Source organism: Marinobacter sp. LV10R510-11A (genome assembly GCF_900215155.1).
Taxonomy (GTDB): domain Bacteria; phylum Pseudomonadota; class Gammaproteobacteria; order Pseudomonadales; family Oleiphilaceae; genus Marinobacter.
The window spans coordinates 355494-382389 of sequence record NZ_LT907980.1; the positions used below are offsets into that span (position 1 = coordinate 355494).

At 55.5% G+C, this 26896-nt stretch carries 29 protein-coding genes; 22 read left to right on the plus strand and 7 right to left on the minus strand.

Annotated elements, in window-relative coordinates; all coding sequences use genetic code 11:
• Nucleotides 1-30: 30 nt before the first annotated feature.
• The 13 genes from flhF to CPH80_RS01865 all read left to right on the plus strand — a co-directional run bounded on the left by flhF (nucleotide 31) and on the right by CPH80_RS01865 (nucleotide 11804).
• Nucleotides 31-1350: a flagellar biosynthesis protein FlhF gene (gene flhF / locus CPH80_RS01805; RefSeq protein ID WP_096275337.1), complete on the plus strand. Its 1320-nt coding sequence runs from the start codon at nucleotides 31-33 to the stop codon at nucleotides 1348-1350.
• Between the two features lie 72 nt (nucleotides 1351-1422).
• Nucleotides 1423-2235 carry a MinD/ParA family protein gene (locus CPH80_RS01810; RefSeq protein ID WP_096275338.1) on the plus strand — a complete coding sequence of 271 codons (813 nt, stop codon included), beginning with the start codon at nucleotides 1423-1425 and terminating at the stop codon, nucleotides 2233-2235.
• A gap of 29 nt (nucleotides 2236-2264) precedes the next feature.
• On the plus strand, nucleotides 2265-3008 hold the full coding sequence (locus CPH80_RS01815; RefSeq protein WP_096275339.1) for an RNA polymerase sigma factor FliA: 744 nt from the start codon (nucleotides 2265-2267) through the stop codon (nucleotides 3006-3008).
• 25 nt (nucleotides 3009-3033) lie between these two features.
• Entirely contained in the window at nucleotides 3034-3417 is a 384-nt protein-coding gene (gene cheY, locus CPH80_RS01820) for a chemotaxis response regulator CheY (RefSeq protein WP_096275340.1), read from the plus strand.
• Between the two features lie 20 nt (nucleotides 3418-3437).
• Nucleotides 3438-4223 (plus strand): protein phosphatase CheZ, encoded by a 786-nt coding sequence (locus tag CPH80_RS01825; protein ID WP_096275341.1) that lies wholly within the window; start codon nucleotides 3438-3440, stop codon nucleotides 4221-4223.
• Between the two features lie 17 nt (nucleotides 4224-4240).
• A complete protein-coding gene (locus tag CPH80_RS01830) occupies nucleotides 4241-6316 on the plus strand; it encodes a chemotaxis protein CheA (protein WP_096275342.1) in 2076 nt (691 codons plus the stop codon).
• Nucleotides 6317-6393: 77 nt separating this feature from the next.
• The gene (locus CPH80_RS01835) at nucleotides 6394-7527 is read left to right on the plus strand and encodes a protein-glutamate methylesterase/protein-glutamine glutaminase (RefSeq protein ID WP_096275343.1); all 1134 of its coding nucleotides are present in this window, start codon (nucleotides 6394-6396) and stop codon (nucleotides 7525-7527) included.
• On the plus strand, nucleotides 7527-8267 hold the full coding sequence (locus CPH80_RS01840; protein WP_096275344.1) for a flagellar motor protein: 741 nt from the start codon (nucleotides 7527-7529) through the stop codon (nucleotides 8265-8267). The genes CPH80_RS01835 and CPH80_RS01840 overlap by 1 nt, the downstream gene beginning before the upstream one ends.
• Nucleotides 8268-8285: 18 nt before the next feature.
• Entirely contained in the window at nucleotides 8286-9068 is a 783-nt protein-coding gene (motD, locus tag CPH80_RS01845; RefSeq protein WP_096275345.1) for a flagellar motor protein MotD, read from the plus strand.
• A gap of 98 nt (nucleotides 9069-9166) precedes the next feature.
• Complete coding sequence (locus CPH80_RS01850) at nucleotides 9167-9964, plus strand: ParA family protein (RefSeq protein WP_096275346.1); 798 nt, start codon at nucleotides 9167-9169, stop codon at nucleotides 9962-9964.
• A complete protein-coding gene (locus CPH80_RS01855; RefSeq protein ID WP_096275347.1) occupies nucleotides 9957-10721 on the plus strand; it encodes a chemotaxis protein CheW in 765 nt (254 codons plus the stop codon). The genes CPH80_RS01850 and CPH80_RS01855 overlap by 8 nt, the downstream gene beginning before the upstream one ends.
• A 134-nt stretch (nucleotides 10722-10855) precedes the next feature.
• Nucleotides 10856-11344, plus strand: coding sequence for a chemotaxis protein CheW (locus CPH80_RS01860; protein WP_096275348.1), 489 nt, complete (start codon nucleotides 10856-10858; stop codon nucleotides 11342-11344).
• 67 nt (nucleotides 11345-11411) lie between these two features.
• Complete coding sequence (locus tag CPH80_RS01865; RefSeq protein ID WP_096275349.1) at nucleotides 11412-11804, plus strand: DUF2802 domain-containing protein; 393 nt, start codon at nucleotides 11412-11414, stop codon at nucleotides 11802-11804.
• Nucleotides 11805-11821: 17 nt separating this feature from the next.
• Here the strand turns inward: CPH80_RS01865 and CPH80_RS01870 are convergent, their stop codons facing one another.
• Nucleotides 11822-12133, minus strand: a complete 312-nt coding sequence (locus CPH80_RS01870) for an EscU/YscU/HrcU family type III secretion system export apparatus switch protein (protein WP_096275350.1) — start codon at nucleotides 12131-12133, stop codon at nucleotides 11822-11824.
• Complete coding sequence (locus tag CPH80_RS01875) at nucleotides 12130-13488, minus strand: flagellar hook-length control protein FliK (RefSeq protein ID WP_096275351.1); 1359 nt, start codon at nucleotides 13486-13488, stop codon at nucleotides 12130-12132. Before CPH80_RS01875 ends, CPH80_RS01870 begins: the two co-directional genes overlap by 4 nt.
• A gap of 145 nt (nucleotides 13489-13633) precedes the next feature.
• Here CPH80_RS01875 and ccmA point away from each other — a divergent pair, with 145 nt between their 5' ends.
• From ccmA to ccmI, 9 genes are read left to right on the plus strand one after another with little or no spacing between them, the layout of a single operon-like run.
• Nucleotides 13634-14275 (plus strand): cytochrome c biogenesis heme-transporting ATPase CcmA, encoded by a 642-nt coding sequence (ccmA, locus tag CPH80_RS01880; RefSeq protein WP_096281308.1) that lies wholly within the window; start codon nucleotides 13634-13636, stop codon nucleotides 14273-14275.
• Nucleotides 14265-14990: a heme exporter protein CcmB gene (ccmB, locus tag CPH80_RS01885; RefSeq protein ID WP_096275352.1), complete on the plus strand. Its 726-nt coding sequence runs from the start codon at nucleotides 14265-14267 to the stop codon at nucleotides 14988-14990. Before ccmA ends, ccmB begins: the two co-directional genes overlap by 11 nt.
• 32 nt (nucleotides 14991-15022) lie before the next feature.
• Nucleotides 15023-15766 (plus strand): heme ABC transporter permease CcmC, encoded by a 744-nt coding sequence (gene ccmC, locus CPH80_RS01890; RefSeq protein WP_096275353.1) that lies wholly within the window; start codon nucleotides 15023-15025, stop codon nucleotides 15764-15766.
• A 3-nt stretch (nucleotides 15767-15769) separates the two neighbouring features.
• On the plus strand, nucleotides 15770-16006 hold the full coding sequence (gene ccmD, locus CPH80_RS01895) for a heme exporter protein CcmD (protein WP_096275354.1): 237 nt from the start codon (nucleotides 15770-15772) through the stop codon (nucleotides 16004-16006).
• A 15-nt stretch (nucleotides 16007-16021) separates the two neighbouring features.
• Nucleotides 16022-16495, plus strand: coding sequence for a cytochrome c maturation protein CcmE (gene ccmE / locus CPH80_RS01900; protein ID WP_096275355.1), 474 nt, complete (start codon nucleotides 16022-16024; stop codon nucleotides 16493-16495).
• A 39-nt stretch (nucleotides 16496-16534) separates the two neighbouring features.
• A complete protein-coding gene (locus tag CPH80_RS01905; protein ID WP_197703593.1) occupies nucleotides 16535-18550 on the plus strand; it encodes a heme lyase CcmF/NrfE family subunit in 2016 nt (671 codons plus the stop codon).
• The gene (locus CPH80_RS01910; protein ID WP_096275356.1) at nucleotides 18547-19083 is read left to right on the plus strand and encodes a DsbE family thiol:disulfide interchange protein; all 537 of its coding nucleotides are present in this window, start codon (nucleotides 18547-18549) and stop codon (nucleotides 19081-19083) included. Before CPH80_RS01905 ends, CPH80_RS01910 begins: the two co-directional genes overlap by 4 nt.
• On the plus strand, nucleotides 19083-19562 hold the full coding sequence (locus CPH80_RS01915) for a cytochrome c-type biogenesis protein (protein ID WP_172898577.1): 480 nt from the start codon (nucleotides 19083-19085) through the stop codon (nucleotides 19560-19562). The genes CPH80_RS01910 and CPH80_RS01915 overlap by 1 nt, the downstream gene beginning before the upstream one ends.
• Nucleotides 19563-19605: 43 nt before the next feature.
• The gene (ccmI, locus tag CPH80_RS01920; protein WP_096275357.1) at nucleotides 19606-20895 is read left to right on the plus strand and encodes a c-type cytochrome biogenesis protein CcmI; all 1290 of its coding nucleotides are present in this window, start codon (nucleotides 19606-19608) and stop codon (nucleotides 20893-20895) included.
• Nucleotides 20896-20905: 10 nt separating this feature from the next.
• Here ccmI and CPH80_RS01925 read toward each other — a convergent pair whose 3' ends face one another.
• From CPH80_RS01925 to CPH80_RS01945, 5 genes are read right to left on the minus strand one after another with little or no spacing between them, the layout of a single operon-like run.
• A complete protein-coding gene (locus CPH80_RS01925; RefSeq protein ID WP_096275358.1) occupies nucleotides 20906-22690 on the minus strand; it encodes a BatD family protein in 1785 nt (594 codons plus the stop codon).
• Nucleotides 22684-24519, minus strand: coding sequence for a VWA domain-containing protein (locus CPH80_RS01930; RefSeq protein WP_096275359.1), 1836 nt, complete (start codon nucleotides 24517-24519; stop codon nucleotides 22684-22686). The genes CPH80_RS01925 and CPH80_RS01930 overlap by 7 nt, the downstream gene beginning before the upstream one ends.
• Entirely contained in the window at nucleotides 24516-25499 is a 984-nt protein-coding gene (locus CPH80_RS01935) for a vWA domain-containing protein (protein ID WP_096275360.1), read from the minus strand. Before CPH80_RS01935 ends, CPH80_RS01930 begins: the two co-directional genes overlap by 4 nt.
• Nucleotides 25493-25963 carry a DUF4381 domain-containing protein gene (locus CPH80_RS01940; RefSeq protein ID WP_096275361.1) on the minus strand — a complete coding sequence of 157 codons (471 nt, stop codon included), beginning with the start codon at nucleotides 25961-25963 and terminating at the stop codon, nucleotides 25493-25495. Before CPH80_RS01940 ends, CPH80_RS01935 begins: the two co-directional genes overlap by 7 nt.
• Nucleotides 25960-26892 carry a DUF58 domain-containing protein gene (locus tag CPH80_RS01945; RefSeq protein ID WP_096275362.1) on the minus strand — a complete coding sequence of 311 codons (933 nt, stop codon included), beginning with the start codon at nucleotides 26890-26892 and terminating at the stop codon, nucleotides 25960-25962. The genes CPH80_RS01940 and CPH80_RS01945 overlap by 4 nt, the downstream gene beginning before the upstream one ends.
• Nucleotides 26893-26896 lie beyond the last annotated feature (4 nt).

Genomic DNA, 26896 nt, shown 5'->3' on the forward strand with positions numbered 1-26896 from the left:
TACAGCGTTGCCGGTGGAGGATGCAATATCATGAAAGTGAAACGTTTTTTTGCCAAAAGCATGGCCCAAGCACTGAAGCAAGTCAGTGAACAGATGGGTCCCGATGCTGTCATCCTTTCTAACCGCCGGGTAGACGATGGCGTTGAAATTGTTACGGCACTGGATTATGACGAAAATATGGCGCGGCAGAGTCTGGGCGAGGAGGCCAGCGAAGCCACCAATGGTGCTCGCCTTGCTGAAATGCAGGCAGAGCGTCACCGCCGGCTGGAAGATGAGCTAAGCCGCTCCCGTTCCCGCATTCGTGACGTGCGCGAAAATCGGGCCGAGCGAAGCCAGGGCTATTCTGAAGCGTCATTTGCAGATTTGCACCAAGCGGTGAATGGCAGTTTTGATGAGCCGGTTTCTTCTGGCGTCAGCAGTCATACAGACTATTCCGATGAGCTTGCTCGCATGCGTGCAGAAATCAGCTCATTGCGGGATCTCATGAGTGGCCAGCATAGTGAGCCAGCAAAAACCGGCGTCAGTGCGGTTCAGCAACGGCTAGCAGAACGGTTGCAAGAGTTTGGCCTGAGCTCGGAGTTGGCAGGCTCGCTTTCCCGTCGCCACAAGGGCGGAAAGCTGGATGATGGCTGGAAACAGTCCTTGAAAATGCTCGTCACCGGCTTACGCACGCCCCACCAAGAGTGGCTAGACGAAGGCGGTGTTTATGCGTTGGTCGGCCCCACGGGTTCCGGCAAGACCACCACAATTGGCAAGCTGGCCGCCCGTTATGTACTGAAGTACGGCGCCGATTCCGTGGCACTGGTCACCACAGACCGTTACCGGGTTGCGGCGCATGAGCAGCTTTTCGTGTTTGGTCGCATTCTGAACGTACCAGTTCGGGTGGTGGACGAAAGCAACACCCTGGATGATATTCTTGATGAGTTGTCGGACCGCCATCTGGTACTAATTGATACGGCAGGGCTAACCAGTTCTGACAAAGGCTATCAGGAGCAGCTGACAGAGCTGGCCCGCAGTCACCACAACGTGCGCACGCACCTAGTAGTTTCCGCAACCAGCCAGCCGCGTATTATGAAATCCGTCTGGCATTGCTATAAGATGGCTAATCTAACGGGCTGCGTGATAACGAAAATTGACGAAGGCCTAACTCTAGGCGAATCTCTGGGCTTTGTGATGGAAACCGGGTTGCCGGTGGCTTATTACACAGATGGGCAGAAGATCCCGGGAGATCTGCATCATGCTGAAGCTGTTCCGCTTGTACGCTTGGCGGTCGAGCGCCTGAAAATGCTTCAGCAACAGGCAGCTGCACAGAGAGTGCCTGGCACAGAGCGCCCGCGCGAAATGGCCTAAGGCTCTGAATATCGAAGTTATACCCGGCTATAAATGAAATCCGGCTAAACGTGGCAAGAGATAATAAATAGTATGAGCAAAGCACATCCGGTACAGGTAATAGCGGTTTCCGGCGGCAAAGGCGGGGTTGGCAAGAGTAATATTTCGGTCAACCTTGGCATCGCTCTGGCCCAGAAGGGTCGTCGTGTTGTTTTGCTCGATGCCGACCTTGGTCTTGGTAACCTTGATGTGCTGCTTGGCGTCACGGCTAACAACACCCTGCAGGATGTCCTAGCGGGCAAATGCGATCTCAGGGACGTTCTGGTGGATGGGCCGTGTGGCATCAAGATTGTTCCGGCTTCGTCCGGCACTCAGCGTATGACTCAGCTCAGCTCCATGGAACACGCGGGGCTGATCAACGCGTTCAGCGAACTGGGTGATCAAATCGATGTGTTGATTGTAGATACCGCTGCCGGTATTTCAGAGTCGGTTGTGAGCTTTCTGCGGGCCTCTCAAGAACTGCTGCTGGTGGTTTGCGATGAGCCAACATCCATTACCGACGCCTACGCCCTCATTAAATTGATGAATCGTGACTACGGCACCCACCGCTTCCGCATCCTTGCCAACCAGGTGGGCAATGAGCAGGAAGGCCGCCATCTATTTGAAAAACTTACCCGAGTGACTGAGCGCTTCCTAGATGTGGCATTACAGTATGTGGGTATGGTGCCTTACGACGAAGCTGTGAAGAAAGCGGTTCAGCGCCAGAGGGCGGTGCTGGATGCTTATCCCCGGGCCAAAGCCTCACTTGCGATCAAAGCGTTGGCTGACAAGGTTGAGAGCTGGCCGCTGCCTTCATCTCCCCGCGGACACTTAGAGTTTTTTGTGGAGCGGCTCGTCGAAGTCTGAAACGGATCCCGTCAAACAAAACCGGATGCATGACATTGGCGAAAAACCTGGGAATCTACCACCAGTCAGGCGTGAAAAGTCCCTCAGAGCTCATTGAGACGCACGCGCTCCTGGTCAAGAAAATTGCGCTCCATCTTTTGGCGCGGCTGCCGGCTTCGGTACAGCTAGACGACCTAATGCAGGCTGGAATGATCGGGCTGCTAGAAGCCGCCCAACGCTACAGCGCAACCAAAGGCGCAACCTTTGAAACCTATGCTGGCATACGCATTCGTGGTGCCATGGTGGATGAAATTCGTAAAGGCGACTGGGTCCCACGCTCCGTTCACCGGAATGCACGTCGTGTAGCCCGCGCTATCAAGGCTGTTGAGGATCGCGAAGGCCGTGAAGCCCAGGACGTAGAAGTGGCCGAAGAGCTCGACATGGAGCTTTCTGAATACCATGCCACTCTGTCCGATACTAACAGTGGGCGACTTTTTAGCCTTGATGAGCTCAATGAATCCGGAGAGCTGCCGATACAAGAATTAGAGACCAGTGATAATCCGTTGGATGACCTGTCTTCTGATGCATTTAGAAGCAGTCTAGCTGCCGCAATAGAGCAGCTTCCAGAGCGGGAAAAGCTTGTACTGAGCTTGTATTACCAGGAAGAACTGAACCTCAAGGAAATTGGCGCAGTGCTTGGCGTCAGTGAAAGCAGAGTCAGCCAGATACACAGCCAAGCGGCGTTGCGGCTGCGTGGCCGGCTTTCGGAATGGCGCAACGAAACTGACAGCTAACGGATGTTACTAACTGGAGGTCCCTTTGGACAAGAACATGAAAATTCTCATTGTGGACGACTTCTCCACAATGCGACGGATTATTAAGAACCTGCTCCGTGATCTGGGCTTCACCAACGTTGATGAAGCGGATGACGGCAATACCGCTTTGCCCATGCTTAAAAGCGGTAAGTACGATTTCTTGGTGACAGATTGGAACATGCCCGGAATGTCCGGTTTTGATCTGCTCAAAGCGGTGCGGGCTGATGAAAATCTGAAAACCCTCCCTGTCTTGATGGTTACCGCCGAAGCCAAACGCGATCAGATTGTGGCCGCTGCTCAAGCTGGCGTGAATGGCTATGTTGTAAAGCCTTTTACGGCCGCCGTTCTCAAAGATAAAATCGAGAAAATCTTTGAGCGAATCCAGTAAACAGCTATCGGACGGCTCGTATGAGTGATGACAAGAAAGACCACCGAGGTCTTGAGACAGAGGTAACTGAAAAGCTCCGGCAGCAGGCTGCAGAGCTCGTGAAAAGCGTTGAAAGCGGGGATTATGCCCGCTCCATGAGCCTGATCAATGAGCTGAGCGACGTCAGAGACCAAAGTCTTTATCGCGAAGTTGGCCGCCTGACCCGAACACTGCATGAGGCAATCCGCAACTTCCAGATAGTTCCGCGCAGCCAAGAGCAGAAAGAAGTTTTGTCGGTGATGACAGACGCGTCAGACAGGTTGGCATACGTTGTTCAAATGACTGGCCAGGCTGCCAATCGCACCATGGATCTGGTTGAAGAAAGCATGCCACTGGCCCACGTAGTGCGCGACGAAGCGACTTCATTAAGGGAAGAATGGCAGCGCCTGCGTCGTCGCGAGATGCAGCCAGCTGAATTCCGTGAACTTTATGGGCGTATCGACGCGTTTTTTCTGAGCGTCACTAAGGATGCGGACACTATTTACAGCAGCCTGTCCGAGATTCTGTTGGCGCAGGATTTCCAAGATCTGACAGGCCAAGTGATTCAGCGCGTTACTGCGCTGGTAAAAGAAGTGGAAGAGCAGATGCTCAGCCTAGTGGTCATGGCCAGCCATGTTGATCAGCTCACCGGCACGGTGCATCAGATTGATAGCCACGAAGTGTCTGCCGAGCAGGGTGTAGGGCCTCAGATGAAGGCTGAAGAGCGTGAAGATGTAGTCTCGGGACAAAACGACGTAGACGACCTGTTGTCCAGTCTCGGTTTCTGAATATATGAGGTTAACCCATGGCGTTTGATGCCGATGATGAGATCCTGCAGGACTTCCTTGTAGAAGCCGGGGAGATTATCGAGAAGCTGTCTGAACAGCTTGTTGATCTTGAACAACATCCGGATGACAGCGATCTGCTGAACGCCATATTTCGTGGGTTTCATACCGTAAAGGGTGGAGCAGGCTTTCTGCAGCTGGATGCGCTGGTTAGCTGCTGCCATTCAGCCGAGAACGTGTTCGACATCCTGCGCAATCATAAGCGTGCGGTGGATTCGGAGCTAATGGACGTTGTTCTGGAAGTTCTGGATCACGTGAAGGCTATGTTTGATCAGGTGCGTACTGGTGAAGAGCTTGTCGCCGCGCCTGACGAGTTGATTGCCGCATTAGATGCCCTTGCCCAGCCCCAGGCTGCCGCCGCTGAACCTACCGACACCCCTGAGCCAAGTGAAGATGCTCAGGACGGCGGCGATATTACCGACGACGAATTTGAGCAACTGCTGGATGCCCTCCATGGAGAAGCGCCTATTTCCGGGGCTGGCAAGAGCCCGGCGACCGAACAACCTGCGGGCAATAACGACGGGGCTGGCAGTGATTCCGGTGATGACATCACCGATGATGAGTTTGAAGCTCTACTGGATGAACTGCACGGCAAAGGCAAGTTTGCGGCGCAAGCGGCTGCCGACGAAAATACCAAAGCCACAGAGGCCGCTAAACCGGCCGCGGGCAGTGATGGCGAGCTGATCACCGACGACGAATTTGAAAACCTGTTGGACGAGCTTCATGGCAAGGGCGGAAGCCCTACAACTGAAGATTCCGGTAGCAAACCTGCGAATCCTCCGCCGCAGAAAGCTAAACCCGCGAAGGCCGAGCCTGAGAAAAAGGTTGAAGTAAAACCAGCGGCGAAAGCACCCGCCAGAGAGTCAGCGCCAGCGGCGGAAACGACCGTACGCGTCGATACCAAACGCCTAGACGACATCATGAACATGGTGGGTGAGCTGGTATTGGTGCGTAACCGGCTCCAGCGCCTTGGCTCCGACAGTGAAGACGAGCACATGCACAAGGCGGTTTCCAGCCTGGATGTGGTGACCACGGATCTTCAGGCTGCGGTCATGCAGACCCGGATGCAGCCAATCAAGAAGGTATTCGGCCGCTTCCCGCGTGTTGTTCGCGATCTTGCCCGGAGCTTGAAAAAAGAAGTGGCCTTGGTTATGCACGGGGAGGATACGGATCTCGACAAAAACCTCGTCGAGGCCCTTTCAGACCCACTCGTTCACTTGGTTCGCAACTCTGTCGATCACGGTATTGAAGCACCGGATGTACGCGAAAAAGCCGGCAAGCCGCGGCAGGGTACGGTTACCCTTTCTGCAGAACAGGAAGGGGATCATATTCTTCTGTCCATCGATGACGATGGCGCTGGCATGGACCCCGAAGTGCTACGCCGTAAAGCGGTAGAGAAAGGGATTTACGATCAAGATGCCGCTGACCGCCTCACCGAGACAGAGTGTTTCAATCTAATTTTCGCTGCTGGCTTCTCCACCAAGGAGCAGATTTCTGACGTCTCGGGTCGGGGCGTAGGCATGGATGTGGTGAAAACCAAAATCAACCAGCTCAACGGCCAGCTCAGCATTGTTTCAGCCTTGGGGAAGGGCTCTCGCATCATCATTAAAGTGCCTCTGACTCTGGCTATTATGCCAACGCTGATGATTATGTTGGGTGATCAGTCTTTCGCGCTGCCACTGGTGAGCGTGGTGGAGATTTTCCACTTGGATCTGACTCGCACCAACATTGTGGATGGCCGCGAGTGTGTTGTTGTGCGCGACAAGGTGTTTCCACTGTTCCATGTAAAACGCTGGTTGATTAAGGGTTCTACGGACACGGGCAACACTAAAAACGGGCATGTTGTCATTGTTTCCATGGGGACTCGCCAGGTTGGTTTTGTTGTAGATCAGTTGGTTGGCCAGGAAGAAGTGGTGATTAAGCCGCTTGGTCGGGGGCTTCAGGGAACGCCGGGTATGGCTGGCGCGACGATTACCGGCGATGGCCGTATTGCACTTATTATTGATGTTCCTAGTCTGCTGCAGCATTACAGTTGAGAGCTTTCTGTTAAGGCTGAAAGCTCTCTATTAAAGCGGAGCTCTGAGGGACAAAGGATTTTCGATAGGAGAAACGGATGACAGTGTCTGTCCTGGTCGTTGACGATTCAGGGTTCTTTCGCAAACGGCTGACGGAGATACTGACCTCGTCGGGTCAGATCCGCGTGGTGGGTTTGGCTGCCAACGGCCGAGAAGGCGTTGAGCTCGCAGAATCATTGCGCCCGGATGTCATTACCATGGATTACGAAATGCCGATTATGGACGGTATTTCGGCTGTGCGCGAAATCATGGCGAAGCACCCTATACCCGTGCTGATGTTCTCCTCGCTCACTTATGAAGGCGCCAGAATCACACTGGATGCACTTGAAGCCGGGGCGGTGGATTTCCTGCCCAAAAACTTTGAGGAAATCGCCCGGGATGACGGCCAACTGCAGAAAATTCTTATAGATCGAGTGCTTGATGTCGCACGCAGCCGGCCAGCCAGTCGTACACCTTCGCCACCACCTGCAGCGCCTTCAACTTCGCGCCCGGCGGCCGTCAGGCCGCCTGTTTCACGCCGCCCTGCACCGGCTGCTCGCAAGGGCGCACAGCCGGTGCAGGAGGCACCTCCCAGGCGCGCCTCACACAAAAGCCCAGCGCGACATTATGCCGTTGTGGGTATTGGAACCTCCACCGGCGGTCCAGTGGCGCTTCAGCGTGTATTGACAACCTTACCCGCGTCTTTTCCGTCACCGATTGTGTTAGTTCAGCACATGCCAGCGAGTTTTACGCCAGCCTTTGCGGAGCGCCTGAACAAGCTTTGCAAGATAGAAGTACGGCAGGCAGAGGACGGCGACATCCTTCGCCCTGGCTTGGCATTGCTTGCCCCGGGTGGCAAACAGATGATGGTTGAACACCGCAGCGGCCAACCCCGGGTGCGAATTCTCCCAGGCGATGAGCGGCTGAACTATCGTCCCTGTGTGGACGTTACCTTTGGCTCCCTTGCCCGCGCATACCCAGGCAAAACCCTTGGTGTGATTCTTACCGGCATGGGGTCTGATGGCCGAGAAGGTTGCCGGATGATGAAGCAGAGTGGCTCGCCAATCTGGTCTCAGGATGAAAAGTCATCCGTGATATATGGCATGCCCATGGCGGTTGCGAAAGCCGGTCTTACTGATGAGGTTCTTTCGCTGGACGAAATAGGCCCACGCCTGATTGAAGGCGTTTGCTGATGGATGTTCTAAGCATCCTCGGTGTTGTACTCGCATTTGCGGCCATTCTCGGCGGCAATCTACTTGAGGGCGGCGCTATAAGCTCGCTCTTCAATGGCCCTGCGGCGATTATAGTGATTGGCGGTACTCTAGCTGCGACCATTCTTCAAACCTCCTGGCCGGTGCTCAAGCGGGCCTCTACGCAGTCCCGATGGGTGTTTCTTCCACCCTATATCAGCGTTGAAGATGGCATTGGTAAGGTGATCGACTGGAGTGTAAAAGCCCGCAAGCAAGGGTTGCTTGGCCTGGAAGGGCTGGCTGAAAAAGAGCCGGAGAATTTCGCTCGAAAAGGCTTGCAGCTGCTGGTGGATGGGGCAGAAACAGAAACCATACGTAGCATTATGGAAATCGATCTAGATTGCCGGGAAGAGCGCGATATGGAATCCGCCCGGGTGTTTGAAGCTATGGGCGGCTATTCACCGACGATAGGCATCATCGGTGCTGTTATGGGGCTGATTCAGGTAATGACCAATCTTGAGGATCCTCAGTCCCTTGGCAGCGGTATCGCTACGGCATTTGTAGCAACCATATACGGCGTAGCGCTGGCGAACTTGCTGTTTTTCCCGGTTGCTAACAAGCTGCGCGGCTTGGTTAAGGAGCGCTCAAGGTACGAGGACATGATGATCGACGGCCTTATTGCCATTGCGGAGGGTGAGAACCCTAAATCCATTGAATTGCGGCTGCGGGGCTTCCTGCAGTAAGCACACCCGGTTTCTATTATGCGGCGTCGCAGGCCACCCCAGGACGATTTGCACAACAAAGAGCGTTGGCTGATTTCCTATGCGGATTTCATAACCCTTCTGTTTGCTTTTTTTGTTGTGATGTACTCGGTGTCGTCGGTAAACGAGGGCAAGTACAAAGTGCTTTCAGAAACGCTTTCGGGCGTTTTTAATGCACCCCAGCGATCCTTTCAGCCTATCGAAGTGGGTGATCAGCCTTCGCGCCCTGAGGTTGGCCCCTCTGAAGACATTATTCCTCCAGCGGTAACGGAAGCCCCCAGAAACCCGGATCAGGACACGCAGGAACGTACTGAGGCCCTACGTATCATGGCAGATCAGCTGGCCATGGAGTTTGATGATTTGATCGACCGTGGGGTGGTTACGCTTGAAACCAATGACCAGTGGCTGGCGCTAAACCTGCCGGATAGCCTACTTTTTGGCAGTGGCGACGCTGAACCACACTACGATGCTTTTGATGTGATCGACAAAATAGCGCGAGTTCTTAAGAATCGGGATAACGCGTTAAAGGTTGAGGGCTTCACTGATAATCAGCCTATTCGAACCGCTCGCTTTCCCTCGAACTGGGAATTGTCAGCGGCGCGAGCGGCCGCAGTTGTGCGCATGTTGGGTATGGATGGCATTGAGCCTGAACGTATGGCTGCGGTTGGGTACGGGCAGCACCAGCCTTTGGCCCGCAACGACACAGAAGAAGGGCGTCGGCGTAACCGGCGTGTCGTACTTTTGATCTCCCGCGATGCCAGCATCCGAGGTGTCATGCGCTAGAAACCCCACCCCTGTTCAAGTTGCGCAGGAACTGGCCGATAAGCTGGAATACAACGGGTTTTTAGTTGGTCGTAATAACGTATTTTTGGAGTGAACACGTGCGAATTTGGGCAGTAGCCAATCAGAAAGGTGGTGTGGGTAAAACCACCTCAGTGGTCGCTTTGGGCGGCTTGCTGGCGGAGCGTGGAAAACGTGTTCTGGTGGTTGATCTCGACCCCCATGGCTCTCTCACCAGCTGGTTCGGGTACGACCCAGATACTCTCGCACACAGTGTTTTTGACCTTTTCCAGGACCAGGGCAAGGTGCCCGAGGGTTTGCCCGCTCAGCTTATTACTGAAACCAGTTGCCCGGGGTTGTCTTTGCTGCCAGCGAGCACGGCCTTGGCTACGCTGGAGCGTCGTATGGTTGGCGTGGAGGGCATGGGGCTGATCGTTTCCCGGGCGCTTACCCAGTTGTGGGACGATTTCGACTATGTAATCCTCGACAACACGCCGTCGCTAGGGGTGTTGATGGTTAACGCACTGGCGGCTGCGCAGCATTTGGTTATTCCGGTACAAACTGAGTTCCTCGCCATCAAAGGCCTTGAGCGTATGTTGCATACTCTGCAGATGATCATGCGTTCTCAGAAGAATCAACTGCCTTATACCATCGTGCCCACGATGTTCGACCGGCGCACTCAGGCCTCGGTAAAGAGCCTGAACTCGCTGCGTAAAACCTACCAAGACACCCTGTGGAAGTCTGCCGTGCCCGTGGATACAAAATTCCGCGACGCCAGCCAGGCGGGGGTTATTCCGTCGAAACTGGATGCGCAAACCCACGGTGTTCGGGCGTACCGGCATCTGCTGGACGAATTGCTGGCACGGACAGGTGCGGTGGAGGAGCGCCAGAATGGCTGACGAAAAATTGACAATGCTGGCAGATCCCACCAACGCCATAGCCTGCTATCTGGATGAATTGCTGCATACCGCAACCGATACGGCTTTGAGTGAAGATATTCGAGAGCCGGAGCCGGCTCTCGAAATAAAGCCAGAACCAAGGCCGGCGCCAGTGCGCAAGCCTGTGGCTCGGCCCAGGCCAAAACCTGCGCCTCGGGTGGAAGCACCGCCTCAACCCTTGCGAGCCCAAGAGGCAATGGCTTCCGCGCCAGCACCAGCAATAGAACTGGCGCCGGAAACACCCGCATTACGCCCAGAGTGGTCAGAACGGCCGTTCGAATGTTTGATTTTTACCGTAGCCGGCCTGCAGCTAGCGGTTCCTCTCGTGTTACTCGGTGCTATTCACCGAATAGAAGGGGACATTCGGCCCATTCCCGGTAGCCCTCGCTGGTACATGGGCATACGCTCGAATTCTCATCAAAATCTGAGAGTTGTGGATACCGCAGAATGGATTATGGCGGGTAGAGTGCCTGCCGGTGCGCGGGACAACTACCGGTTTGTTATTCGCTTGGATAACAGTGAATGGGGGTTGGCATGCGACGATGTAGCTCAGTCGTTCACCTTAAGCCCGGGGGATGTGCGCTGGCGCACGGCCCGCAGCAAGCGGCCTTGGCTGGCGGGAACCGTCATTGAGCAGATGTGTGCTCTGGTGGATGTACGCACCATGGCGGACTTACTGGTGCGCGCCGAACGGGAGCACCATCTTGACCTAAGCTGACCGGCACACCCGGTTACGCAATGAAACCGTGCTGTACTGGCACGGTTTGTGCCCTTAATTATAGTATTGGGCACTGACGATGTTTTTTTGACGATCAGGTTGCCCGCCGGGCAGCCGAATAGGAGATACAGGCTATGGCATCCCCGAGCGGACAGCAAAATCAGGCCCAGGACGATCAGGTTCTGCAGTATGTGACGTTCCGGCTGGATAACGAGACCTACGGTTTGAACGTTATGCAGATTCAGGAAGTACTGAGATACACCGAAATTGCGCCTGTGCCAGGCGCTCCGGATTACGTGCTCGGTATTATCAACCTGCGGGGCAATGTGGTTACGGTTATCGACACTCGTCGCCGTTTTGGGTTGGCGGATGCAGATATTACAGACGCCACACGGATTGTAGTGATGGAATCTGCCGATCAGGTAATGGGTATTCTGGTGGATTCCGTGGCTGAGGTCGTGTACCTGAAAGCCAGTGAAATTGAGACTGCACCGAATGTGGGTAACGAGGAAAGTGCCAAGTTTATCCAAGGTGTATGTAATAAGGATGGTGAACTGATCATATTGGTCGAGTTCGACAAAATGCTGACAGACCACGAATGGGCTGAAATCGCAGGGCTGTAAACCGGAGCCATACCGGTCAAGCCTGATGATGGACGCCTCCCGTGGCTAATAACCGGAGACGTCCATCATGTTTACTGAAATTCCTTCCTATATTCCCTGGGCGTTGACCGCAGCAGCGATTTCGCTGGTTTTTGCTCAAGGCGTTATGCTCGGGCGTCAGAACAAGCAACTCAAAAACATGCTCAAAGAGCGTTGTGACACTCTTGGCCGCGAGCTGCATGCCACGGCCAGCGGCAGTATGGGTGTAGGTCAGCGCCTTGTGGTTTGCGAGCGGCAGCTGCACGAACTGCGCACAACCATTGATGAGATGCGCCAGAATGATCCTCTGCGTATATCCTACGATGAAGCTTCACGGCTTGTTGATCTTGGTGCAGATATAGACGACCTTATGAACACGTGCGGAATATCCCGTCCCGAGGCCGAGCTGGTATCAGCACTGAGAAAACGTAAGGCGGCCTGAATTGGCTTGACTACTTTTCAGGTGTCATCAGAATGACTGCCGGCGTCTTCGGGCGTTCGGCCGCGAATGTGAAACGCAAACGCAAGAATTTCAGCAATAACCCGGTATAGATTTTCCGGTATTTCCTCATTCAGGGATAAACGCGCGAGAATGCCCGCCAGCTCTGCGTTTTCATATAGAGGCACATTGTGCTCTCTGGCGATCCTGATAATCTCATCTGCCAGTTCGTAAGTGCCCGTGGCCGTTATGGTTGGTGCCTTTTCGCCGTCGTATTTAAGTGCAACGGCAGCGCTGGAACTTGAAGAGAAACCTTCATTTTGTTCTTTCATGCTCGAGTATCCACCAGTCTGTGTTCCAGCTTCGTTGCCGGGTACGAAGGGCTGCCACGGCGGCATTCAAGATCGGTAACTTCCAGCCCCAGTTCTATAAGGCTGCGCCTTAGAAGCGGTAATTCTTCGTTAACCTGCTTCAGCGTGTCCTGTTTTTCTGCCCACACCCGTGCACTTACCTCCTGTTGACGCAGGGCGATCTCAAAATTTAGTGCTCCGGCCAATTCCAGATCAATGGAAAGATTCAGGCGCCATTCGCTGATGGCAGCGCGTTTGCCGTCGCGGCCCTTAGATGCAGAGTCTTCTTTGTGTTGTTCTAAGCGCAATTGCGCCACTCTAGGCTCGTTTTGGGGCGTCACCCAGGGCAAGTCCATGAGCATGGTGGATGCGGGTGCAGGTGCTTCACCCCCGGCCCTTGCAGTCAGTATCTGGCTGTGGAGTTGGTTAACGGTAATTCGGTTCAGCATGCCGGCCAACATTCGCAGTGTCTGGCCCACAGAGGTGGGATCGGCGCTGCTACTAGGCGGCGGTGATGCCAGTGCTTGTGGGAACTGCAGCGGTGCCAGAGCCAGCCCGGGGCTTGCCAGTGGCGTGAGGCGGTTAAACGCCATTGCCGCGTCGCCAGGTTGCTCAGCCAACAAGCTGGTTATCATGCGGCCAATGGCAAGCTTAAGATCAGGTAAGGCGGAGGACGGTGTTTGGGCCAGGCGGGATTCTGCGAACAGACCGCTCTCGGCTACCCACTGCCGGATTTGCTGCACGGTGTTGTTCTGGGTACCGGCACCGGGGGCCAAGGCACTACTGGTGGGCAGTCTCGCAAGCAGTGATTCTAAAGCTTGTCGTGCTGCCTCGGGCAACGGCTGCGGGCTTCGGCTTGCGGGTAGCTGGCCGGGAGTCAGTTCGGGGATAACGCCTTGGTTCAGTGCCGTCATCAGCTTTGCTAGGCCGCTGTCCAAGCTTTGCTGCCAGGGCATGCGCTGGGCTAATGCCCGAGTGATGGCGGCTTCTGGTGTGGCAGCCAGCTTGCCCATCAGTTGCAGTTCATTGCCCGCCCGCATGACTTTCACCCAATCCCCCCGCGTCAGCTCTGTGGCGCCAATGGCTGCGTTTACCTGAAGCGACTTGCCTCGTACATCCAGCAAAACCTCGGCGTTTGCGCTGCCCTGGCGGTTGATGACTTCTGCTACTCGGGCCAGTATGGTCTCTCGATTAGCGAGCTGAACCTGATCCAGCTGCTGCCGGGCAGACAAGGCCGCCGTTTCTCGGGCAGGCTGCGTGGCCTCATGAGTCTGTGTCGGCTTGGAGGTAGCCGGTGCCGGTGGGGTAGAAGACTGTTGGCCGCTGGGTAGTTTCATCGCTGCTGACTTGATACCAGACAAGAGTAATCTGTAGACGCTTTCGTTATAATACGCCGCGCCGGCAACTATTGTCGTGAATACACCCGATGCTTTTGCGCATCGTCCTGATTACGGGGCCCTGATGTCCGAGCCGTTACCCTTGATGTCCGAGCCGTTACTACAGGCTGTTAATCTGCAGTGTGAGCGGGACACGCGGATACTTTTCCGTGAGCTATCCTTTTCCATACTGCCCGGTACGATAACCCGTGTCGAGGGGCCAAACGGCTCCGGCAAAACCACTCTACTGAGAATGCTGGCGGGCCTGAACGATGCATGGACAGGCGAGCTGAAGTGGCGCGGGTCTCCGGTAGTCAATCAGCGGGAGGCGTTTCTCCGGAACATGTTGTATATCGGGCATCGCCCGGGTATCAAATCCCTGCTTACCCCCACGGAAAATCTCCGGGCCTTGATGGCTGGTCGTCGGCCTGTGTCTGATGCAGTTTTTCGTCAGGCTTTGCAAGGTACGGGCTTAGCGGGGTATGAAGATGTACCCTGTCGCAATCTGTCTGCGGGGCAGCAACGTAGGGTTGCACTGGCCCGCCTGTTGATTGCTGACGAACCCCTCTGGCTGCTCGATGAAGTGTTCACCGCTATTGATGCAGACGGTGTACAAGCGCTCGAGTCGCTATTGCAACAGCGCGCAGCCGAAGGTGGGGCGGTGCTGGTTACAACTCACCATGATCTGGCACTGCCGGGCATGCATAAACTAATTCTTGGCGCGGGGGGCGTGTCTGATGAACGCTGAAGCTTGCCCGGCCGTTCGGTTTGCCAGTAGCAGTGTGGGTGCGCTGGCTGCCATGAAAGGCGTTTTTGCGCGTGATATGAAGATAGCATTCCGGCAGCGCCAGGATCTACTTAACCCGCTGCTGTTCTTTATTATGGTTGTTACTCTGTTTCCGCTTGGGGTCAGCCCAGAAGTTTCGTTCCTCAGAGAAGCCGGAGCCGGTATTCTCTGGGTAGCGGCGCTGCTTTCTGTATTATTGTCGTTGGATCATCTGTTTCGCCATGATTTTGACGACGGCACGTTAGAGCAGCTTGTACTGCAGCCGCAGCCTCTGTTTCTGCTGATATTGGCAAAAACAATGGCGCATTGGATGCTAACGGGATTGCCCTTGGTGGTGCTTACACCGGTTCTTGGTGTAATGGTGCACCTCGACGGGAACTCTATCGCTGTTTTGTGTCTAACGCTGCTGATTGGTACGCCGGTTCTGAGCTTGATTGGCGCAATTGGCGCTGCGCTAACCCTTGGGTTGCGATCGGCAGGTGTGCTCTTGTCCCTGCTGATCATTCCACTGTACATTCCTGTGCTGATTTTCGGCACGGGCACAGTTGCCGCCGCAGCAGATGGCGCGTCTGTAGGAGCCTATCTGGCTCTGATGGGGGCTTTTTTGATGCTCTCACTGACACTGGCGCCGTTTGCAGCGGCAGCCGCGTTGAGAGTCAGCTTGTCGAACGGATAAAACAAGGTAAACGGTAGGGCGGTGACCAACTGATGTGGCAAATTTTTCACAAACTGGGTTCTCCCAAGTGGTTTTTCGGGATTTCCACCCGGTTCATGCCTTGGCTACTGGCGGGCGGCATACTGCTGCTTTTGGCTGGGGCTATCTGGGGCCTTGCGTTTGCACCCAAGGATTACCTTCAGGGCAACAGTTACCGGATCATTTTTATTCACGTTCCGGCGGCATTTTTGGCCCAGTCTGTGTATATCATGATGGCTTCGGCAGCCATTGTGACACTGGTATGGCGAATGAAACTGGCCGACGTGTTCGTTAAGGCGGTGGCGCCGGTGGGGCTTGTTCTTACGTTTTTGGCGCTATTTACCGGCGCAGTTTGGGGTAAGCCAACTTGGGGCACTTGGTGGATCTGGGATGCCCGGCTTACCTCCATGCTGATACTGCTGTTTTTATATGGCGGTGTTATTGCCCTGGATCGAGCCATCAATGACGATAAGTCTGCCGCCCGCGCGGTTGCCGTGCTGGTGCTGGTAGGGGTAGTGAATATCCCCATTATCAAATACTCCGTGGAATGGTGGAATACACTGCACCAGCCCGCGACGTTCAAACTCACAGAGAAACCGTCGATGCCGGCGGAAATGTGGGTGCCGCTGCTGCTGTCCGTGTTGGGCCTGTACCTAATTTTTGGCTGGCTCGCCTGCGTTCGCATGCAGACAGAGATTCTGTCCCGGGAGCAACGTACCCGCTGGGTAAAAGAATTCGTAATGAAAGGAAGGATCTGACCCATGGCATTTGATTCCTTTGCTGCCTTTATGGCGATGGAAGGTCACGGCCCTTATGTCTGGGCCTGCTACGCTGTGTTTTTCGTGCTGATGGGTCTGATGATGATCTGGTCTGTGCGGAGCAGGAAAGCGATTATCGAATCCTGCCGTCGTGGTTATGAGTTTCAGGCTGACAAGAGTAAAGTGGCGGCTCCGACACCTTCTGCGTCCTTCGCGCGCGTAAACGTTTCCCAAGACTGACTGACAGGTATGTAAATGCATCCGATCCGTAAAAAGCGGCTGACCATTGTTCTGTTTCTTCTGGTAGGGCTGTCTGTCGCGGTAGCTTTGACAACTTATGCCCTGCGCCAGAACATTAATCTGTTTTACGACCCAACCCAGATTTCTGCCGGGGAGGCGCCGGTTGATGTGCGAATTCGTGCCGGCGGCATGGTGGAAGAAGGCTCGGTAAAGCGAGATCCCGAAAGCCTGAAAGTGGAGTTTTTGGTCACCGACTATAATGCCTCGGTGCCTGTTGAGTACGTTGGTATCCTGCCGGATCTGTTTGCCGAAGGGCAGGGCATTGTTGCCATGGGCCGGCTCAACAACGAAGGCCGCTTTGTTGCGGATCAGGTTCTGGCCAAGCACGATGAAAATTATATGCCTCCAGAAGTTGCCGGCGCCCTGGAAAAAGCCGCACAAAACAAGAGTGAAGCCGCGCCTGGCAGTACCAAACCGGCAACCTACTAAACACATCACAATCAACAGCCTGACTCCTGGAGAGCTTTGATGTATCCCGAACTCGGACAGCTTGCACTGATACTTTCGCTGTTGCTGGCAGTGCTTCTTTCGGTTGTACCCCTTGTTGGCTCGCTCACCGGGCGGGACAACCTTCAGGCGTTTGCCAGGCCCTTGGCGGCGGGCATGTTCGTGTTTGTCGCGTTGGCTTTTGCTGTGCTTGCCCACGCGTTTTTAACTGACGATTTCTCCGTTGCCTACGTTGCCAACAACAGCAACAGCATGCTGCCCTGGTACTACAAGTTCAGTGCCGTATGGGGCGGCCATGAGGGTTCACTGCTGCTTTGGATACTGATGCTGACGGGCTGGACCCTGGCCGTCGCCATTTTCAGCCGCCGCTTACCCTCTGTGATGATTTCGCAGGTGTTGTCAGTTCTCGGTATGGTCAGTGTCGGGTTCATGCTCTTTATTGTAGTTACATCAAACCCGTTTGGCCGTTTGCTGCCCAATGTGCCGGCTGACGGGGCGGACTTGAACCCGCTGCTGCAGGACTTTGGGTTGATCGTTCACCCACCCCTGCTTTACATGGGCTATGTCGGCTTTGCGGTGGCGTTTGCGTTTGCCATTGCTGCACTGATCAATGGCCGCTTGGACGCGGCATGGGCCAGATGGTCACGGCCTTGGACAACCGTGGCCTGGGCATTTCTATCCGTTGGTATTGCCCTGGGAAGCTGGTGGGCATACTACGAGCTTGGCTGGGGTGGCTGGTGGTTCTGGGATCCGGTTGAAAACGCCTCCTTGTTGCCGTGGCTGTCTGGTACGGCCCTGATGCACTCACTGGCAGTAACAGAAAAACGCGGTGTGTTCAAAAGTTGGACGGTACTGCTGGCGATTGTCACCTTTTCGCTGAGCCTGCTGGGTACCTTTCTAGTTCGGTCTGGTGTGCTTACCTCAGTTCATGCCTTTGCATCGGATCCAGAGCGCGGCACCTTTTTGCTGGCGCTGCTGGCAGTCACTATTATTGCAAGCTTGGTGCTTTACGCGTTCAGAGCGCCGGTTGTTCACGTACGCTCACGCTACGGCTCACTGTCCCGGGAAATATTCTTGCTGCTAAACAACGTGTTGCTGGTTTCTGCAACGCTGCTGGTAGCGGTAGGCACCCTGTACCCGCTGGTTCTCGATTTCTTCGATCTGGGGAAAATCTCCATCGGCGAGCCGTTCTTTAACCTCACCTTCAGCCCGCTTGCAGTGGCGGCCGGCCTTCTGATGGGCGTCGGCATATTTTCTCGCTGGAAGAAGACCGATGCCGGTTGGCTTGCGCGCAAGCTGTTGTGGCCACTGGCGGCGAGTGTGCTGATCAGCACGGCTGTTATGGTTGGTTATGGCGGCTTCACACCCTGGGCATTTCTTGGCGTGTTTGCGTCTGTTTGGGTAACCACGGCAACGTTTTGGGATCTGTGGGACAAATCCTCCTCCAGAAAAGGGCGTATCCATGGTCTCAAGCGCCAATCTCGCAGTTACTACGGCATGGTGCTGGGGCATCTTGGCCTAGCCATCACCATGGCCGGCGCAACGGTTGTATCGAACTACGGCATCGAACGTGATGTGCGCATGGTGCCCGGCGATATTGCCGAAGTGGGCGACTATCAGTTTCTCTTTAAGGGTATCGGTGAGCGGCAGGGCAAGAACTTCACGGCGCAGTACGGCAGCTTTGATGTCATGCGAGACGGAAAGCTTGTTGCTGAACTGCACCCTGAAAAGCGCCAGTACGCGGTTGGCATGAGCGTTATGACTGAAGCGGATATTGACGGCGGCCTGTTCCGGGATATCTTTGTTGCCGTGGGTGAGCGGATTTCTGATGACGCTTGGGCTATCCGGCTCCAGTACAAACCTTTGATCCGCTGGCTTTGGCTTGGGGCTCTGTTTATGGCTGCCGGCGGCTTTCTTGCGATATCAGATCGTCGCTACAGGATCCGTGAGCGGGTTACTGAGCCCTCCTCGGTACCTTCAACCAAAATGCCACCTGCGCAGAAAGATGCACAGGGCACAGCCGGAGCGGTTTCATGAAGCGGGTTTTGCTGTTCCTTCCCTTGTTGGTGGCCATCGTAGTGGGTGTTGTTCTGTTTGCCGGCATTGGCAAAGATCCGACTAAGCTCGACTCCGCGCTGGTAGGAAAGCAGGTTCCAGCATTCAGCCTTAAGGATCTGAAAAATCCCGATAGCACGTTGGACGAGCGCCTTTTCAGCGGCGAGATTACGCTGCTGAACGTTTGGGGCACCTGGTGTCCCTCATGCCGCGATGAACATGATGACCTCATGTGGCTTGCCCGGGAAAAGAAGGTCGCGATCATTGGGCTGAACTACAAAGACAGCCGCGACGATGCGCTGATCTGGCTGGATAGGCTGGGCGATCCATACCGCACAATTATCTACGACCCCAAAGGCACGCTGGGTTTTGATCTGGGCGTTTACGGCGCACCGGAAACCTTTGTAATCGATGCCGCCGGTATTGTGCGCTATCGCCATGTGGGCGTTGTGAACAATGAGGTATGGGAGCAGGTTCTGTTGCCGGTGATTAACGAAGCGCGGGAGAACGGCTGATGCTCCGCGTTATGTGTTTGTTCATAGCCTTAGCGGCATCTGGATTGGCCGTTGCGGATGTGGCTGCTGTTTACGATTTTGAAAGCCGCAGCGAAGAGCAGCGTTACCAAAATCTTATTTCGGAACTGCGGTGCCCCAAGTGCCAGAACCAGAATATTGCGGACTCAAATTCGCCTATTTCCAAAGATATGAGAACGGCTGTCTACCAGATGATGCTCGATGGCTCCAGCAACGACGAAATAGTCGAATCTCTGGTGGGCCGCTTTGGCGAGTTTGTGAAATACAAGCCTGACCTAGACAGCCGTACCTTCTTGCTCTGGGCCACACCTGCGATTGCGGTTCTGGGCGGCCTTCTTGTGGTCGGCGGCGTTGTTGTACGCTCCCGCAGGGCCGGCATAGCAGCGCCGGAGCTGAGCACCGAAGAGCAAGCCCGGATTGATAAAATGCTTGTGGAAAAAAATCAGAACGGCAACGCCTGATCTGCACTGCTCTATTCATTTTTGAACCTGTGATGATATCTCCATGACTGAAACTTTCTGGATTGCCGCAACGGTACTGATCATTATTGCCTTGGCATTTGTACTCTACCCCGTGATGTTCCACCGTCGGGGCGCCCGACAGCAGACAGATCTCAGAAACCAGAACCTGATGGCCTATCGCAGCCGGATGGCGGAGCTGGAAAAAGAGCACCAAGCAGGAATCATCGATAAAGAAAGCCACCGGCAACTTCGGGATGAGCTTGCTGGCGCCATGCTGGATGATGTCCCGGATAACGAAGCCCCTGCCAAAACGGTACCAGGTCGCAAAGCCGCCATGGCGGTTGCGCTGTTCTCAATACTCGTGATTCCTGCGGCCACGGTTCTGCTCTACGAAGAGTGGGGGTCGATGGACAGCGTTGAAGCGTTCGTTGCTATGCAGGAGCTGGGCAGCTCGGATGATGCTCGGTCCGCGCAAATGAATGAACTGACGCAGCAACTGCGTGAACGGCTTGAAGCAAGCCCGGACAACCCAGATGGCTGGGCTATGTTGGGCCAGACCTATATGCGCCTGGAACGGCATGACGATGCAGCCTGGGCATTCCGTAAGCTGGCTGATAGCGTCAGCTCTGATGATGAATCCCGGGCGGTCGCCCTGGGCTTGGCGGCTCAAGCACAGTTTTTCCGGAGCCAGGGCGCGATGACCGAAAAGGTAACGTCTGCGATTGAAGAGGCGAGGGCGTTGAACCCTGATGAGGTTAACTCGCTTGGGCTGCTTGGAATTCACGCATTTAGCCAAAACAACTATCGTGAGGCAATCCGTTACTGGGAGCGCGTTCAAACAGTAGCGCCTGACCATCCGCAGCTGGCTTCTATTCAGGGCGGCATAAAAGAAGCATACACGCGTCTTGGCGAGCAGCCGCCTGCAGCAAAGCCTGCTTTTCCAGCTCCGAATGACGGTTTGGAAGCACAGAGTGTGGGCGTAACCGTTCGGGTGGCTCTTGATGACGCCTTCCAAAAGGATGTTCCCGCAGATACCACGTTGTTCCTTTTTGCCCGTGCGGCCAATATTCAGCAAGGCCCGCCCTTGGCCGTTGTTAGGTTAACCGCTGGCGATTTGCCCATTGAGATCCGGTTGGACGACAGCCATGCCATGGCGCCGCAAGCGGTGATATCCGGCGTAGAAGAAGTGGTTGTGACTGCACGGCTGACACGTTCAGGCAATATTAATGCTCAGCCTGGAGATTGGCAGGGCAGCACAGATTCGCCCATTGCAGTTTCCGAAGACCAGGGTTCGCCGGTAGCACTGGTTATTGACCAGCAGTTGATCGACTGAGGCGCTAAACCTATCCCGACACCGAAAGATTGTCGGGGTAGAGCGGCGGCAAGCCCGCTTCTGAAGACGCGTTTGCCATGCCTTCTCGGGCTTGCTTGAGTGCTAAGATCAAAACGCGGCCGTCCCACCTGTCGCTACCGGCATGGCCCCGGCTGAAAAGGTGCGCCTGCAGTTTGTTGAGCTCCCTTTCCAGATGTGGCTCTGGGAATACACGGAAAACGTCCCCTGCAGCGCTGAAATCTTGGCCAGGCAGGCGTAAATTGGCCCAGCTTACGAACCGCCCGGGTGTGGAAACACGGCCCTGCTTTGCAGCATTAAGCAGTTGCTCGAATGCTGATCTTTCGTCCCTGACATCTGATGAGTTACCACTGGCCGACGGCTCGGATGCCATTTTACGGGTTCGCCACCAAACCAGCATGGTCAACGCCCAGATGCCAGCCAGCGTAAGACTAACCCACTGCCAGAAGTTACTGTTGGCGGTTGTACCTTCAGCGTTGGCGGCACTCTCTTGGCTGCCGGTTCCCGGTGGCGTGCTCTGGCTATCGTTTGAGCCCGCTATAGGCACAGCTGCATTATTTTCATTACTCGCTTCACTATTTTTGTCACTGCGCACACCGGTTATGTTCAGGGTTTGCGCGGGGATAATAGCTACTTTTTCGCTGTTCGACACGGTATCCCACCAGGGAATACGAATTGCGGGGAGAGTGAGGCTGCCCGCTTCCACCGGAACCAGCGCTCTGGTTTGTGTAAGAGTCGACGTAATACCATCGGGGCCGACATTGGTGTCCCTTTGTGGATTCTCGGGATAGCTGCGAAGCCCGTCCGGAACAGCATCGGGCAGGGGCGGCAGGGCTTCTGAAGGTAAGCCGATGGCCTGCAGGCTAAGAGTACGTGTGAGGTTGTCGCCGGTCTTCAAATTAAGTGTTGGCGGCATGCCCGCCTCAGCTAGCGTAAGACTGGTCGCCGGGAGCCAGGTTGAGCCGCTGAACGCTGCAGGCACATCGTTCACCTGCACCTCAAACAGTTGTGCGCTGTCCCGCAGGAACTTAAGCGAACCGTCAGCATCCCTCGCCTGGCCCTCAAAACGAATGGCGGGCAGGTTCAATGTGCCAGACTTTTGTGGAAACACCGCATAACGTCGTTCCACCACTCGATAGCGCACACCATCGCGCAGGCGGGAAGACTCATTCTGCTTTCCCAGGGTTTCTATGATGGCGTTGGGGTGTTCAGGGTCGGACAGCTCGCCGCGTATAAGGTTACCCCGAAAAAACAGCCGCACGGTCAGAATAAGCTGCTCTTGAACGTAGACTTCTGCTTTGTCGGTCGTCAGTTCAATGAAACTGTTTCGGTTAGCGTTCGCCTGATCCGGAGGGTTGCCGTCCACTACCTCGATGGTTACCGGGCTGGACACAGAATCCTTGAAGGTGAGGGCAGGGATGGTGAGCTCGCCAGTTGATGTGGGCGCAAGCTGGTAGATCCACGTGATTTCTCCAACCATGTCGCCGTTTACGGTGCGAATGCTATAGCGCTGGTTGCGGGCCAGTATGTCAAAGTTTGGAGACACCTTTTCAATATCCGGCGAGGGTAGGCTTGAGATATCAAAATCAAATAGATTGCTCAGGTTGATATCGATCTTTGTGGTGCCCTTCACGGTAAGTGTTAACACCTCGCCTTCATATAGCTGGGTTCTGTCCGGCTCCGCCGTGAGTTCGCCAGCCTGGGCAGGCACACACAGAGCCATCAGAACCGCCAAAACCGCCGGCCAGATTGTGGAAATGATCAGCCGTTTTACCATGGTGTATCGCCCTCATCGGATGGTGTCTGGCGTTCCTGATATTGCTGCAGGAATTTTCTCTGTAAAAGGCCGCCGGGATTATCAGGAATCCGCCGCAGTGATTGTTCTTGGCTTTGAGTCAGAGGTGTTTCGGATACCGAGGCGGGTGCCTGGACTTCTTCGCTGCCAGGCTCTGCCCCCGAGGCCTGCGCATTTGCACCGCTGTTTTCCGGGGAATCCTCAGATTGCTCCTCGCCAGATTCCTCTTGCGCCCCGTTTTGCCCCTGTTCTTGGGAATTATCTTGGGACTGCTCAGATTCCCCATCAGGTTTTTGCGAGTCCTGGGAGTTTTCGGAGCCCTGAGAGCCGTCCTGGCTCTGATTTTTGCCGGACGGATCGGAACTGTCCCCCTGCTGTTGGCTGCTATCCTCGCTTGAATCGGAAGAGCTCTGATCGCCGTCGCCCTGATCTTGGCTGGAATCTTTTTTTTGTTGTTTGAGTAAGTCTTCCACCAGTTGTCGGTTTACCCGGGCGTCCTCCATATCCGGGTTGCGATCCAGAGCGCTGTCATAGGCCTTAACGGCTTCTTTCAGCTTGTCGGCCCGGGCTAAGGCGTTGCCGCGATTATAATCAGCCAAGGGCGACGGTTTTCCCGCAAACGCACTGGCGGCTTCATCATAGCGCTCGGCTCTGTAAAGCGCGGAACCCCGCCATTCTGATGATTCGAGTATCGTTGCGGCCGCTCCGGGATCTTCACGAATCAGCTCCGCTGCCCTCTGATCCTCGCGTTGCCAAAGGCTGTCCCAGTCCATGGCTGCGACCGGCTGTGGCATGGCGGGTAAAAGAATCAACGCCATTGCGGTAAATGCTCCCCGGCGCCAGCCCAGCAATAGCAGCGGCAGAGCCAGCCATAGCAGCCAGTAGCCGTCGTCTGTCCAGCGGTTGATGGTGAGCCCGGTGTCTGTGTCTTGCCACTCGTCTGAGTCAATGGGGCTTAGGTTCAGGGTAGCTATGTCGCTGGCATCCAGTGTCAGTTCATGGCTTTTGCCGCCATTTTTGCGGGCAATCTTTGCGAGCATGTCCGGGTCGGTGCGCACTATGACAATATTGCCGTTATCCCGGATGAAACCACGCCGTGCAAGGGGAATAGGGCCGCCATCACGGGTCCCTGCCGCCAAAGTGCTCAGTGCAAAGCCGGTACCCGTTAGCGCATCGTTAATCGGCCCCATGTAGCGATCTGACACGCCATCTGTAATCAACAGAATGCGCCCTTTGCCCGGAGCGCCGCGTTCCAGAAGAGTGCGGGCCTTCGCAATAGCCAGGTCGGAGCGGTTGCCTTGAACCGGCATGATCACGGGCTCGAGTACGTTGAGCATACCTGTCAGTGTGTTGCTGTCGTCTGTCAGGGGTGTCACCACGTGCGCATCGCCGGAATACACAACCAACCCAGTGAGGCTGCCTTCACGAATCGTTAGGATATCTCGAATCTTGCGTTTTGCCCGGGTAAGGCGATCTGGCTCCAGATCCGTTGCCAGCATGGACAACGACAGGTCGAGCACAATCACCAGGCTGTCTCCCGGTTTTTTCAGGGGCGTGGGCGCTTCACGCCAGGCTGGCCCGGCAAGAGCGACAGCCAGGATGAAAACGGCGCTGATTGCCGGGAAGAGCCGTGATCCGCGTTTTTTTAAAGCGCTGCCATATCGCCGGATGACCGGGGACAAAAACTGGTCAGGGATTAAGCTAGACCAACCGCTGTCACCAGAACCTTTGCGTTTCAGTGCCAAGTAAAGCACGGGCACAATCAGCAATAGCAGAAGCCAGAGCGGGCGAAGGAAGTGAAAGTCAGTCATTGTTCACGCGCCCGCCGGAAAAGAAAAAGGCTTAGCCAGAGTGCAGCGGCTATGCCTGCAGGCCAAAAGAAAAGATCGGTAACCGGGCGGTAAAACTTACCATCCAGCTCAATGGGTTCGAGTTGGTTGATGGTTTCGTAAATCAGCTCCAGCTCTGGCAGGCTACGGGCGCGAAAATACTCGCCGCCGGTTTGTTGGGCCATTCGGGTCAGCAGGTTTTCATCCAGATCCCTCGAGGGGTTTACTCGCCGTGATCCGAGCAGCCCTCGCTGGATCATCGATTCCGCACCAATGCCGATGGTATAGAGCCGGACACTTGCGGCTGCGGCTATCTCTGTGGCCTTATCGGGAGTGATCTCACCGGCGGTGTTGGCGCCATCTGTTAGCAATACCACCACCCGCTGCTGCTGGGGCCTGTCTCTTAAACGCTTGGTGGCCAAACCAACCGCATCACCTATAGCGGTTGCTCGCCCGGCCATGCCGATACCGGCTTCCTGCAAAAGCGTCTCAAGGGTTGCGAGATCAAATGTCAGGGGCGCCTGAACATAGGGTTCTGTGCCGAACAGTATGAGGCCGAGCCGGTCTCCCTCCCGGCGGGCAATGAATTCATTCAGCACTCTTTTAACGGCCTGCAAGCGGTTAATGCTTCGGCCCTGAATGATCATGTCCTGCTCTTCCATGCTGGGTGAAATATCCACTACCAGCATTAGATCGCGCCCAGACACGGGCATTTGAACCTGCTCGCCCACATGCTGCGGTCGTGCCATTGCCGCCACCAGTAATGCCCAAGCCATTAGTAGCACAAGAGTTTGCCAGCGAGGCACACCATTGCCCTGGCGGGTAACGCCGGGCAGGTCCGATAGCCAGTGTCCAATCGGGAACACCGGAGCATCCACGGTATGTACGGCGGGTTTTTTCCATTGCAAAAGCAGGGGTACCAAAAACAGCACCAGCACCCAAGGGTAGGCCAGGCTCAGCATTTTTGTGCCTCCAGCCAGGTTCGCGCGAAATCTAGGGATTGTGCGGGTTCGGCCGTTGGTGTCGGCTGCCAGGCGCTGTTCACCAGCGCATTCACAATCGGCTGCTGGGCAATGCGGCCATCAGGGAGGTGGCGTAAAAGGCAAGCGGCCCATTGCTCGCCAGATTGCGCTTCAGGGTGTTCATTCGGGTAGCGCTCCCGCGCCACTCGTTTGAGCAGCGCATTGAGTTGCGTAAACCACTGGGGCTCTTTCGCAGCTGTGTGCTCTAAGCTGGCCAATTCAGCCTTAGCCAACCTCAGCCAACGGTTTCGGCGGTGACGACGGCGGGCTAACCAAACCAGAGCAGCCACGGCAACAAGGATAACAAGCGCCAGAATCCACCAACCCGGAGCCGGTGGCCAGAAGCCGCCGGCTTGTGGCAAGTGAATATCACGAAGTTGACTTAGGGGATCGTCTGGCATCATCCGATTCGCCCCCCTGGCCCGAGTATAGATTTAAGGCTTAAAGCCGGTGCTTCTTGGGTTGAAACGTCTGTTGCTCTGACGCCAGACAAACGAAAGCACTCCTCAAGCTTCGCTTCATGATCGGTGATCTTTGCACGCCAAGCTTGCTGAAAGCTGCTGTTGGATGCATCAAACCACACCGGGCCTTCCGCTCCCGCAATGGCAAAGCGCCCGCTCTGCGGCAGCTCCTGTTCCAGCGGGTCGACAACCCGCAGTGCACTGACACTATTGTGACGCGCCAGCGCACCAAGCAAAGATGTGGTCTTCTCCGAAAGGCTGAGGAAATCGCTGATTACGAAGATCCGGCTGCCGGTATGGGCGACCCGCCGGGCTTCCACAAGCGCTGTATCAAGGGTGGTTTCTGCTGCAAAGCTATCCACAGACGTGCGTTGTTGGCTGGCAAGTGTATCCAGCAGCCGTAACACAGATTTTTTGCGCCGAGCCGGGCGCTGAACGGTCAAGGTGTTGCCGTTAAAAACAATGCCGCCGACCTGATCGCCTGCCGACAGAGCGAGCCAAGCAAGAATGCTGGCAAGCTGGGCACAGCGTACCTGTTTGAAGGCGCCGGTGCTGGCAAAGAACAGGGTAGGCCCGAGATCGCACAGCAGTAGCACCGGGCGTTCCCGTTCTTCTTCGAACAGTTTGGTGTGAGGTGCCTGGCGCCGGGCAGTCACACGCCAGTCAATGCTGCGGATATCGTCTCCCGGCTGGTACAGTCGCACCTCAGAAAACGCCATCCCGCGCCCGCGCTGGGAAGATTGCTGCAGCCCGGCCTGCCGTGCTCGCGCCGGACGTGCCGATGGCAGTTTCAGCGCCCTAGCATCAGCCTGCAGGCGAATGAGTGCCTGCAGGCTGATGTGGGTTGTTGCATCGCTATCGGTTACATCCATGTTG

What these genes read in the sequence shown, in the direction of transcription:
- flhF (WP_096275337.1), top strand. Translation starts at nt 31, where the DNA reads ATGAAAGTGAAACGTTTTTTTGCCAAAAGCATGGCCCAAGCACTGAAG.
- CPH80_RS01810 (WP_096275338.1), top strand. Translation starts at nt 1,423, where the DNA reads ATGAGCAAAGCACATCCGGTACAGGTAATAGCGGTTTCCGGCGGCAAA.
- CPH80_RS01815 (WP_096275339.1), top strand. Translation starts at nt 2,265, where the DNA reads ATGACATTGGCGAAAAACCTGGGAATCTACCACCAGTCAGGCGTGAAA.
- CPH80_RS01825 (WP_096275341.1), top strand. Translation starts at nt 3,438, where the DNA reads ATGAGTGATGACAAGAAAGACCACCGAGGTCTTGAGACAGAGGTAACT.
- CPH80_RS01830 (WP_096275342.1), top strand. Translation starts at nt 4,241, where the DNA reads ATGGCGTTTGATGCCGATGATGAGATCCTGCAGGACTTCCTTGTAGAA.
- CPH80_RS01835 (WP_096275343.1), top strand. Translation starts at nt 6,394, where the DNA reads ATGACAGTGTCTGTCCTGGTCGTTGACGATTCAGGGTTCTTTCGCAAA.
- CPH80_RS01840 (WP_096275344.1), top strand. Translation starts at nt 7,527, where the DNA reads ATGGATGTTCTAAGCATCCTCGGTGTTGTACTCGCATTTGCGGCCATT.
- motD (WP_096275345.1), top strand. Translation starts at nt 8,286, where the DNA reads ATGCGGCGTCGCAGGCCACCCCAGGACGATTTGCACAACAAAGAGCGT.
- CPH80_RS01855 (WP_096275347.1), top strand. Translation starts at nt 9,957, where the DNA reads ATGGCTGACGAAAAATTGACAATGCTGGCAGATCCCACCAACGCCATA.
- CPH80_RS01860 (WP_096275348.1), top strand. Translation starts at nt 10,856, where the DNA reads ATGGCATCCCCGAGCGGACAGCAAAATCAGGCCCAGGACGATCAGGTT.
- CPH80_RS01865 (WP_096275349.1), top strand. Translation starts at nt 11,412, where the DNA reads ATGTTTACTGAAATTCCTTCCTATATTCCCTGGGCGTTGACCGCAGCA.
- CPH80_RS01870 (WP_096275350.1), bottom strand. Translation starts at nt 12,133, where the DNA reads ATGAAAGAACAAAATGAAGGTTTCTCTTCAAGTTCCAGCGCTGCCGTT.
- CPH80_RS01875 (WP_096275351.1), bottom strand. Translation starts at nt 13,488, where the DNA reads ATGAAACTACCCAGCGGCCAACAGTCTTCTACCCCACCGGCACCGGCT.
- ccmA (WP_096281308.1), top strand. Translation starts at nt 13,634, where the DNA reads ATGTCCGAGCCGTTACTACAGGCTGTTAATCTGCAGTGTGAGCGGGAC.
- ccmB (WP_096275352.1), top strand. Translation starts at nt 14,265, where the DNA reads ATGAACGCTGAAGCTTGCCCGGCCGTTCGGTTTGCCAGTAGCAGTGTG.
- ccmC (WP_096275353.1), top strand. Translation starts at nt 15,023, where the DNA reads ATGTGGCAAATTTTTCACAAACTGGGTTCTCCCAAGTGGTTTTTCGGG.
- ccmD (WP_096275354.1), top strand. Translation starts at nt 15,770, where the DNA reads ATGGCATTTGATTCCTTTGCTGCCTTTATGGCGATGGAAGGTCACGGC.
- ccmE (WP_096275355.1), top strand. Translation starts at nt 16,022, where the DNA reads ATGCATCCGATCCGTAAAAAGCGGCTGACCATTGTTCTGTTTCTTCTG.
- CPH80_RS01905 (WP_197703593.1), top strand. Translation starts at nt 16,535, where the DNA reads ATGTATCCCGAACTCGGACAGCTTGCACTGATACTTTCGCTGTTGCTG.
- CPH80_RS01910 (WP_096275356.1), top strand. Translation starts at nt 18,547, where the DNA reads ATGAAGCGGGTTTTGCTGTTCCTTCCCTTGTTGGTGGCCATCGTAGTG.
- CPH80_RS01915 (WP_172898577.1), top strand. Translation starts at nt 19,083, where the DNA reads ATGCTCCGCGTTATGTGTTTGTTCATAGCCTTAGCGGCATCTGGATTG.
- ccmI (WP_096275357.1), top strand. Translation starts at nt 19,606, where the DNA reads ATGACTGAAACTTTCTGGATTGCCGCAACGGTACTGATCATTATTGCC.
- CPH80_RS01925 (WP_096275358.1), bottom strand. Translation starts at nt 22,690, where the DNA reads ATGGTAAAACGGCTGATCATTTCCACAATCTGGCCGGCGGTTTTGGCG.
- CPH80_RS01930 (WP_096275359.1), bottom strand. Translation starts at nt 24,519, where the DNA reads ATGACTGACTTTCACTTCCTTCGCCCGCTCTGGCTTCTGCTATTGCTG.
- CPH80_RS01935 (WP_096275360.1), bottom strand. Translation starts at nt 25,499, where the DNA reads ATGCTGAGCCTGGCCTACCCTTGGGTGCTGGTGCTGTTTTTGGTACCC.
- CPH80_RS01940 (WP_096275361.1), bottom strand. Translation starts at nt 25,963, where the DNA reads ATGATGCCAGACGATCCCCTAAGTCAACTTCGTGATATTCACTTGCCA.
- CPH80_RS01945 (WP_096275362.1), bottom strand. Translation starts at nt 26,892, where the DNA reads ATGGATGTAACCGATAGCGATGCAACAACCCACATCAGCCTGCAGGCA.